7 protein-coding genes and 2 pseudogenes are annotated in these 9,501 nt (G+C 60.1%); all 9 read left to right on the top strand.

Going from position 1 to position 9,501, the window contains the following annotated elements:
• On the top strand, window positions 1-720 hold a 720-nt coding region (locus AWB68_RS39870; protein ID WP_200828930.1), incomplete at its 5' end, for an electron transfer flavoprotein-ubiquinone oxidoreductase.
• Window positions 721-892: 172 nt separating this feature from the next.
• Window positions 893-1,609: pseudogene (locus AWB68_RS39865) on the top strand (Rossmann-fold NAD(P)-binding domain-containing protein).
• A 495-nt stretch (window positions 1,610-2,104) separates the two neighbouring features.
• Window positions 2,105-2,929: a porin gene (locus AWB68_RS39860; RefSeq protein WP_087649688.1), complete on the top strand. Its 825-nt coding sequence runs from the start codon at window positions 2,105-2,107 to the stop codon at window positions 2,927-2,929.
• Between the two features lie 27 nt (window positions 2,930-2,956).
• Entirely contained in the window at window positions 2,957-3,517 is a 561-nt protein-coding gene (locus AWB68_RS39855) for a DUF2889 domain-containing protein (protein ID WP_087649687.1), read from the top strand.
• Window positions 3,518-3,594: 77 nt separating this feature from the next.
• The gene (locus tag AWB68_RS39850; protein WP_160110155.1) at window positions 3,595-4,734 is read left to right on the top strand and encodes an alpha/beta hydrolase; all 1,140 of its coding nucleotides are present in this window, start codon (window positions 3,595-3,597) and stop codon (window positions 4,732-4,734) included.
• Between the two features lie 34 nt (window positions 4,735-4,768).
• A complete protein-coding gene (locus AWB68_RS39845; protein WP_087649685.1) occupies window positions 4,769-6,727 on the top strand; it encodes an outer membrane protein assembly factor BamB family protein in 1,959 nt (652 codons plus the stop codon).
• A 242-nt stretch (window positions 6,728-6,969) separates the two neighbouring features.
• Complete coding sequence (locus AWB68_RS39840; RefSeq protein ID WP_087649684.1) at window positions 6,970-8,157, top strand: porin; 1,188 nt, start codon at window positions 6,970-6,972, stop codon at window positions 8,155-8,157.
• 40 nt (window positions 8,158-8,197) lie between these two features.
• Entirely contained in the window at window positions 8,198-8,446 is a 249-nt protein-coding gene (gene pqqD / locus AWB68_RS39835) for a pyrroloquinoline quinone biosynthesis peptide chaperone PqqD (protein WP_087649689.1), read from the top strand.
• Window positions 8,447-8,450: 4 nt separating this feature from the next.
• A pseudogene (pqqE, locus tag AWB68_RS39830) lies at window positions 8,451-9,501 on the top strand (pyrroloquinoline quinone biosynthesis protein PqqE); the annotation flags it as partial.

Genomic DNA, 9,501 nt, shown 5'->3' with positions numbered 1-9,501 from the left:
CTGATGTCGCTGCCGAAGCTCGTGTTTCCGGGCGGTGCGCTGGTCGGCTGCGATGCGGGCTTCCTGAACGCGTCGCGCATCAAGGGTTCGCACGCGGCAATCAAGACCGGCAAGATGGCCGCCGAAGCCGCGTTCGACGCGGTGCAAGCCGGGCGTCAGGCCGATGAACTCACTGCCTACCCCGATGCCTTCGACACCTCGTGGCTCAAGACCGAACTCTACCGCGCACGCAACTTCAAGCAGTGGATGAGCAAGGGCCTGTACCTCGGCACCTTCATGGTCGGGCTGGAGCAGAAGGTGATGGGCGGCAACGTGCCGTGGACGCTGCATCATCAGCACTCGGACAACGAGACGCTCAAGCCCGCGTCGCAATGCAAGCAGATCGTCTATCCGAAACCGGATGGCAAGCTGACCTTCGACCGGTTGTCGTCGGTGTTCATCTCGAACACGAATCACGAGGAGAACCAGCCGGCGCACCTGACGCTGAAAGACGCGTCAGTGCCGGTGAACGTGAACCTGCGCACCTATGCGGGACCGGAGAGCCGCTACTGCCCGGCTGCGGTGTACGAATTCGTCAAGACCGACGACGGCGGCGAGCGCCTGCAGATCAACGCGCAGAACTGCATCCACTGCAAGACGTGTGACATCAAGGACCCGACGCAAAACATCGTCTGGACGACGCCCGAAGGCGGCGGCGGGCCAAATTACCCGAACATGTAAAAACGTGAAGGGGGGGCGTGCCTTGCGAATGGCGGTGCGAAGGCTTCTTCTCTGCTCAAACCGTGTCGCCATCATTTGATGCCCTTGTTGCTCATGGCCCACCTTCTGAAAGCAGACCTTGGCGCTAGCGCGATCCTCGTGGCAGCGTGTGTAAAAACTGGAGGATATAGAGATGCACTTCCGCGTGCCTGCTGAAACACGGACGAATGAGACGCGCGTCGCCGCTTCGCCCGCGACGGTCAAGAAGTTCGTGTCGCAAGGTCACCGGACCACGGTGCAAAGCGGCGCGGGCTTGTCGGCAAGCTTTATCGAAAATGCTTACGCCATTGCGGACGCCGAGCGGGTCGATGCGAACACCGCTTTTACCGCCGCGATCGTTGTCAAAGTCCCGTCCCCAAGTGAAGCCGAATCGCCTTTGCTTAGGTTAAGCAGCGTGCACGCTGGTATGCACGATCCTTCCAACACCGACAACATCGGAAGGCTCGCCGCGGGCCTGGAGTCGATCGCGACGATCAACCGTCTCCGCGCCGTGGTCGAAGCTTCCGATGCGCGGCCAGTCATAAGGAGGAGATCGAATCGCTGGGCGCGAAGTTCGTCGACGTGCTCTTCGAAACCGATGAAGATTGCGGGGCGGCGGCGGGCGTCGGCGGCTATGCGCGTCGGATGCCGCCAAGTTGGCTCGCACGACACGCGGCATAGGTTCACGCGCGCGCATATCGTCGCTTGTACCAATCTTGCATCGATGGTCGTCGCCGACGATTCGGCTTTCTACGCACGCAACCTGCTCGACTTTCTCAAGCTGACCATCACGAAGGAAAGCCACGCTCAACTGCATCGACCAGCCATTCCTCAACCTGGCCTCACGACCCTTCGAGCACTTTCAGACTGACGGCCGGATAAAGCTGGGGAGTTCGGAGAACAGCCGGGCTACCAGGGCCCGCCCGATCGCAGCAGTCTCACATGTGCGTTGGTGGCGACAAGGGCGCCGCCGGTCTATTCGAGGTCGTCTGACAGACAGTTGCCTCCGGGCCCTAGTGCTCGGAGGCCCTCTCGCTCGGTCCATTGCATTGCGCCTGTGCTAGCCCTTGGCGCGACCTGCAGGTCCTGTGTTTCGCGGTGCAGGCCCGGAAGCTCGGAATCGTGCGGCGCACGAAGTGGAATGTATCGCGTGCATAGCAACTATCGAGCGCATGGGCTGTACGGCTCCGCGCTCTACGCCGAGACTGATACCAAAGCATCAGAAACCAAGTCGTAGGGAGGCCCCTCAAGGCCGCTCGCAAACAAGTGGGATCGATGCATTCAGAAGATAGAGGCCATCAGGTCGGCGAACCTGACGGGCCCTTTGATCGACGCCCGGAGCGTCAATCAACAGGAGACTCGCCGTATGAAAAGAATCAGAGCCGTATTGGCTACGCTCATCCCGTTCGCCTGCGTGCAGGCGCAAAACAACATTGCGGCTTTCGGCATTCTTCATGCTTCCGCGACCACCGGCAGCGAGGGAGGCGGCACGCCCAACGTGAAGCGCCTCGAGTCAGGCGTCGGTCCGGGCAGCCGGCTCGGCTTCAGGGGTATGGAAGACCTGGGGGCCGGTCTGTCCGCCATTTTTGACACGCCGAAGGGCTTGAGCACGGATACTGGCAAGCGCGGGCAAGGTGCCCTCGCGTGGGGACGTCAAATCTACGTCGCCCTCGCGTCAACAACCGGATGGAGGGTCACCGCTGGTCGTCAATACTGGCCGGCCGATTTGGCACCTTACGATGCGGATGCCATCCGGCAGGTCTACTGGGGGAGCACGTCCGGCGAGGGTGGTGGCGTGCAGCAGAGCCCCAAGTCTGGAGTGGGCGATGGCTGCCGGAGCTACAGTGCCCGCCTCAACAGTTTAGTCATTTCCACCGCTAGCAGCCGGGGTTTTGCCGGCAGGCTGCCGGTGGGAGCCGGAGACGAGAGCGCCCAGGGCTCAGACCGCTTTGTGAGAAGGGCGTGCGCGCGGCTGCCCGCGATCGCAGCCATCAACACGATGGGCAGCTTGGCTGGATTTGGAGCGTCGAACCTGATGGGCTACGACAAGCAGCACACAGGGAACTTCAATCTGGGCTTGATCGTGATCACAGGCTTTCTCCTGCTCGTCGGGTTGGTTGCGCTCGCATTCCCTGCAAGGGCCGCGTCCATCAATGAGGTCCGGCAGCCGCAGAGAACGACCGCGGTTTAGGTCCACCATCGACAAATAAAGGTCAGCATGTTATCGCCATCGCATTTGCTACCCGACCCGACGTCGAACCGGGAGTTGGTCCACGCACGTGAGGTGACGCTGCAGGCGTTCCGCCGCGGCGATGGCAACTGGGATCTGGAAGCGATCCTTCAAGACGTCAAACCACGCGACATCGAGACTGCCCTTCGAAAATATCCGGCAGGAGTGCCGGTCCATTTGATGGCGGTCAGGCTAACTGTGACCCCGTCGTTGCAAGTCGTCGGCGCGGTCGCAGCTGTCAACCGCGCGCCATTCGCGGGAGTCTGCAACGGAGTCGAGTCCTTGCTCGAACCCCTTGTCGGCACGAATCTGTTGAAGGGTTTCAGGCGCGAAGTGGCCGATCGCATCGGGCCGCTTGAACGCTGTACGCACATCTCGGAGTTGCTGTCGCTGTTTCCCACCTTGGCGGTCCAGGCCGGGGTGCGTTCGGGTTCGGCGAACGAGGCCTCTAAGGAACCGCCCGCCCAAATGAATCGTTGTCGAGGTTGGCGAGCAGACGGGGAAGCTGTTCGCATCGCCTATCCCACATGGCATGTGCTGCCGCAATAGATGGCCATTCGGTTGACGCTGCCAACCGAATGAAATATGGGTTTGCTCAGGAATCGCGTTTACATCGGAGACTCGCTTTGATCAAGAAGAATTTATTGCTGCCCGTCGCGGCGCTGATGGTCGCATTTGTTGCCAACGCACAAACCGCACAGCAGCCCCCTTACAAGGCGCTTCCATATCCGCCAACAGTTCATGACATGACCCCCGCGAGGAGCTACCAGGCTCCGCAGGGAATCAGCTACCGAGCGGACGACTTCTACAGTGACAACGTGCGTCTGTCTGCGCAATGGTTCTACGCCACGGAAAACGCAGGCAAGAAACTGCCTACCGTCGTGATGGCTCATGGGTGGGGTGGGGTGGCGGCGCGGTTTCGCAAGGACGCGATCGATCTGGCACGCGCGGGCTACCTGGTGTTGATCTTCGACTACCGCGGCTGGGGCGATAGCGATGGTCGGGTCGTGAGGACCGGAAAACGATCCGAGACCGCTAATCGGGGCGAGCCCGAAACTGCCCAGATCAAAGAGCTCCGGGGATATGTCGACCCAATCGAGCAGACCGAGGATTGGTTCAATGCGATCAACTACGCTGTGACCCAGCCCATGGTGGACACTGACCACATCGGAATTCGCGGTAGCAGTTATTCGGGAGGCTTTGTGATCTATGTCGCTGCACGCGATGCAAGAGTCAAGGCAATTGTGTCGCAGGTCGGAGCGTTCGACGGTCGACCAAGGATGCCCTACCGTACTCCGGCGGAAGTGGAAAAAGCAAACGAGAACGCGAGCTTGCTGGCCACCGGGCGCGCAGCATACCCCGGCGAAGGATTGCAGACGAGAGCAATGGAGGGCGCTCCTGTCGGGAACAAGTACCTCAGATGGGCACCAATTTTCGACGCAGACCGCATTACTCAACCGACGCTGTTCATCGTCGCGGAGAAGGAGGACATGTTTTCGAACGAAGACAGCGGCGTCCTTGCCTGCAATCGAGTGAAGGGCCCTCGCAAACTGCTTGTCATACCTGGGCATTCCCACTACGGCGTCTATGCAGACGGCGTGCGTGAGCCGGCCATCGAGGAAGCGATCAAGTGGTTCGACCGCTACCTCAAGGCAGGGGACTCGTCGGCACGCAGCACGGCAGCCTTAGGTGAGTCGGAGCGCGGCGAATGCCGGGTCGAGACCGCGGTGCGCATGAAGGTGCCACCGCCGCCCAAAGCCAACTAGACGCATCGCCTCCCTCTTTTTTGCGAGATAAGCCGTGATCAAGCATTCCCTTATTCTGATGCTGCCCGCAATTTTTCTTGCTTCCGTTGCCGGCGCCTCCGATCTAAATGACACTCTTGCGCCGCCATCCAATGGCTTGGCAAAGGTTGGCGAGCAAGTATTCAAGCAGCATTGCCAGGCCTGCCACGATCCCGCTATCGAACGAGCGCCGAACAGGGCCGACCTTGCCGCACGGCCACGCGAAGCCATCGTGAACGCGCTGACGACCGGAATCATGGTCCCGATGGCGCAGGGCTTGGCTCCCGAGCAGATTCAGGCCGTCGCAGCGTACCTGCATCCGGGGGAGACAGCGGCCGCGGCCGGTCAGACCGCTCCTGTGGAGCTGGCTCGTAAATACCCGCTTTGTTCTGAACACCCTCCGATCGTCGGTAGTCGGTCAGATTGGACAAGCACGGGTCTGGATGCGCGAGGAACGCGGTACCAGGCCAACCCGGGCATCAAATACGCCGATGTTGCCAAGCTCAAGGTGAAATGGTCTTTCGCCATGGTCGGCGGGGCCCAACCCACCGTGGTAGGCGATTGGCTCTTCATCACCAACAGATCGGGTGAGTTCTACGCGTTGGACGCGAATACGGGCTGTGTGCATTGGGTGGTCGAAGACGCTCCGTCGCGGACGACCCCCGTCGTGGTTCGCTCGAATGTGGCGCCGAGCGGGTGGGCTACCGTCATCGGCATCAGGGGCCTTGGCGTCGGCGCCGTTAGAGCCTATGACGCGAAAACCGGGCAAAAGCTCTGGGACAGCGGCGCACTTGAGTCCAATCCGCTGACACAGATCGTCGCAGCTCCCGTCGTCGACGGCGATCAAGTGTTCGTGCCTATGAGCACCGGCGAAGAAGTCGCCGCGATGCGGCCAGACTATGCGTGTTGTTCTGCACGTGGTTCGGTGACTGCACTCGATTTGAAAACGGGGAAGAAGCTCTGGCAGACCCATGTCATCACCGAGCCGCTTCGGGCGACGGGAACGAATGCCGTGGGAGTCGAGATCCAGGGTCCGGCAGGCGGCGCAGTTTGGTCGACACCGACCGTCGATGCCGAGAGAGGGCTCGTCTATGCGGTCACCGGCAATAGCTACACGGATGTCGACACGAAGGGAACGAATGCTGTGGTGGCATTCGACATGAAGAGTGGGGCCATACGCTGGAGCACGCAGGTTACCGCAGCGGATAACTTCATTATGGGTTGCTGGTCGAAGAAAAAGGGTGTCAATTGCCCGAACCCGCTCGGGCGGGATGTCGACTTTGGCGCATCGCCCCTTCTGTTCGGTTCTCATGGCAAACGGCCGGTATTGGTGGCGGCGGACAAGGCCAGCAATGTGTACGGACTCGATCCGTCGTCAGGCAAGCTCCTTTGGACTGTCAGCGTTGGCTCGGGCGGCTCACTGGGCGGAGTCGAATGGGGAATCGGAGCCGATCACCGTCACGTCTATGTTCCAAACTCGGATGTGACGGGCCTTCAGGATGAAGTATTGCGACCCATGGGGAAGCCGAAATTGCCCATCAAGCCGTCAGCTCCGCAGCCGGGATTGAATGCATTAGATCCGTTCACGGGGCGTCTGGTCTGGTCTCGTCCTGCGCCGGTGGCACCGTGCAAATATGCAGGAGATCGATCCAAAGACTTTGCCCTTGGTGCATGCATCCGTGCGCAGTCCGCTGCCCCTGCCGTCATGCCGGGTGTGGTCTTCTCGGGAACGATGGACGGCTGGCTTCGCGCGTACGACGCTGCGAGCGGAGACATCATCTGGGCGTTCAGCACCACGGCGATCAGGTACAACACCGTCAACGGTGTCATGGGTCAGCCGGGAGGGAACATCGACGGCATGGGCCCGACCATTGCCAATGGCATGGTTTACACGATGTCCGGCAAGATCGGCGCAGCTAGCACAGGATCAAACGACGTCAACGTATTGCTCGCGTTTTCGGTAAATGGTCGCTGATCCGAACGGGGCGCGAAGCAGCAGCAACCTCGTCGCCCTTGTGCCCACTCTTGCCGATGCTCCTTTAGAAAGACCCAAGTGTCAGGGCTCGCGACCTGCTTAGAAAGTGTGGACACTGCCCGCAGGCGCGCGCTCCGGACGACGGTATGAGTCGATAGATCGTTGCAAAAGCTTGGCATCTCTCATCCCGAGATGTCCTAAATTTCGAACATGGCAACATATCAGATGATTAGGATACGAAAATGAATTACACGTTAAAAGCCTCGTTAGTGTGCGGCGTTGCCATCGGCACGATTTCGTCGGTCGCTCAGGCCCAAAGTTCTACAACGCTGTACGGTATTCTCGACGAGGCGGTCATGTACCAGAACAATACAGGCGGCGCTAACGGTGGGAAGCGAGTGTTCCTCGACTCAGTGGGGGGAATTACAGGTAGCCGCTGGGGTCTGAAGGGCAGTGAGGACCTTGGCGGCGGCTTAAAAGCAATCTTCACGCTCGAGTCAGGGCTAAATATCAACAACGGTACATTTGCTCAGGGTGGCACCGCGTTTGGCCGCCAGGTCTTCGTGGGGCTAAGTAGCGACCGCTTTGGAAGTCTGACGTTTGGCCGACAGTACGACATGGTGTATTACTTCCCTGAGGCTCGAACGTTGCCAGGTTATGTCGGGTCCGCAGTGTTCACCCATCCTGGTGACCTGGACAATGCTGGGAACTCTGTGCGGGTCAATAACGCCATCCGGTACATGAGCGCGGAGTATTCTGGATTCTCGTTTGGCGGCGAATACAGCGTAGGCGGAGTTGCAGGCAATACGACGGCGAATAGTGGGTACTCTGTAGGAGCAGGCTACATCAACGGGCCGGTTTCACTGGGAGCTGCGTTTGAATACTTCAAGAACCCGACATCGACGACGGCTGGCTCGGGTTTATTTACCAATAACGCGAACGGCGCTTCCCAGCTTTCTCAGTCCTTGAATCGTGGATATGTCAGTGCGTCGGCTTACCAAGTGGTGGTTATTGGTGGGACTTATACGATCGGGCCGGTCACGCTGATTGCCTCTGGGTCGAACATTCAGTATGCGAACTTGGGGGCCGGATTCGCTGGCGGCACAGCTCGGTTCAACAATGGGGAAGTAGGAGCCTCTTACAAGTTTTCACCGTCTGTGTTCTTCAGTCTTGGCTACGATTACCTTCTCGGCAAGGGTGTCAAGACTTCGAACGGGACGACGGTCGGTAATCAGCACTACCATCAAGTCATGGTCATGGGGGACTACCTGTTGTCCAAACGCACGGATGTCTACATCGGGGCGGGTTGGCAGAGAGCCTCCGGGACTTCGTCAATTGGGAAGCCCGCGGTTGCTGACTTTACGAATTACGGCGACTCTTCTAACAATCATCAGATTCTTATCCGTGCGGCGTTTCGCCATAGGTTCTAGGCTGGGTTTCTGCCGCGCGAACGACTGCTACGAATGGCGCATTCGCCCCAAGCTTAAGAAGCTGTTCCGCCTGCAATTGGAACCGGCGCAGGACGCGCACGTCCTGCTCTATCCCGAAGGCATGGTGAAGCTGAACCAGAGCGCAGCGCAGATTCTTCTGCGCTGCGACGGCACGCGCGATCTGCCCGCGCTCGTCGCCGATCTGGAACAGGCGTTCAACACCACCGGGCTCGATGCCGACGTGCGCGCGTTCATCGCCGGTGCGCAAACGCGCGGCTGGCTGGAGTAAGAGCATGACCGATCTATCGCAACCGATGGTTGAAGCACAACCGGCGGCCATCGCACCGCCGCTGTGGCTGCTTGCCGAACTGACCTATCGCTGCCCGCTGCATTGCGTGTTCTGCTACAACCCGGTGAACTACACGGATCACAGCAGCGAATTGAGCACGGCGCAGTGGGTCGACGTGTTGCGCCAGGCGCGCGCACTGGGCGCCGCGCAACTCGGCTTTTCCGGTGGCGAGCCGCTGTTGCGCGACGATCTCGAAGAGTTGGTGGCAGAAGCGCGCAAGCTCGGCTTCTATACGAACCTGATTACGTCGGGGATCGGGCTGACCGACAAACGCCTTGACGCACTGAAAGACGCGGGTCTCGATCACATCCAGTTGTCGTTTCAGGACTCGACGCAGGAACTCAACGACTTCCTCAGCAGCACGCGCACTTCGAACTGAAGAACCGCGTCGCGCAGGCGATCAAGGCGCACGGCTTTCCGATGGTGCTCAACTGCGTGCTGCATCGCTATAACCTGCCGCACGTCGACAAGATCATCGACATGGCGCTTCAGATGGGCGCCGAATATCTCGAACTCGCGAACACGCAGTACTACGGCTGGGCGCATACGAATCGCGCGCAGTTGATGCCGACCGCCGAGCAACTGAAGGAAGCGGAAGCGGTCGTCGAGCGCTATCGGCGCGAGATCGGCGACAAGTGCAGGATCTTCTTCATCGTGCCCGATTACTTCGAGCGCCGGCCCAAGCGCTGCATGAACGGCTGGGGTTCGGTGTTCCTCGGCATCGCGCCCGATGGCGCCGCGCTGCCGTGCCACACGGCGCGCTCGCTGCCGGGCCTGACGTTCCCGAACGTCAAGGAGATGCCGGTCAAGGAAATCTGGTACGAGAGCGATGCGTTCAACCGTTTTCGCGGCTTCGACTGGATGAAGGAGCCGTGCCGCAGTTGCGACGAGAAGACGATCGATCTCGGCGGCTGCCGTTGTCAGGCGTATCTGCTCACGCAAGACCCGGCGAATGCCGATCCGGTTTGCGACAAGTCACCGCATCACGAAAGCGT

Origin of the sequence: Caballeronia choica, from assembly GCF_001544535.1 — a bacterium.
Taxonomy (GTDB): Bacteria; Pseudomonadota; Gammaproteobacteria; order Burkholderiales; family Burkholderiaceae; genus Caballeronia; species Caballeronia choica.
The sequence above is the reverse complement of the archived record's forward strand: the minus strand, read 5'-3'. Positions and strand labels throughout refer to the sequence as shown.

Coding starts and splice junctions, on each gene's coding strand:
- AWB68_RS39840 (WP_087649684.1), top strand. CDS start 6,970: ATGAATTACACGTTAAAAGCCTCGTTAGTGTGCGGCGTTGCCATCGGC.
- AWB68_RS39860 (WP_087649688.1), top strand. CDS start 2,105: ATGAAAAGAATCAGAGCCGTATTGGCTACGCTCATCCCGTTCGCCTGC.
- AWB68_RS39855 (WP_087649687.1), top strand. CDS start 2,957: ATGTTATCGCCATCGCATTTGCTACCCGACCCGACGTCGAACCGGGAG.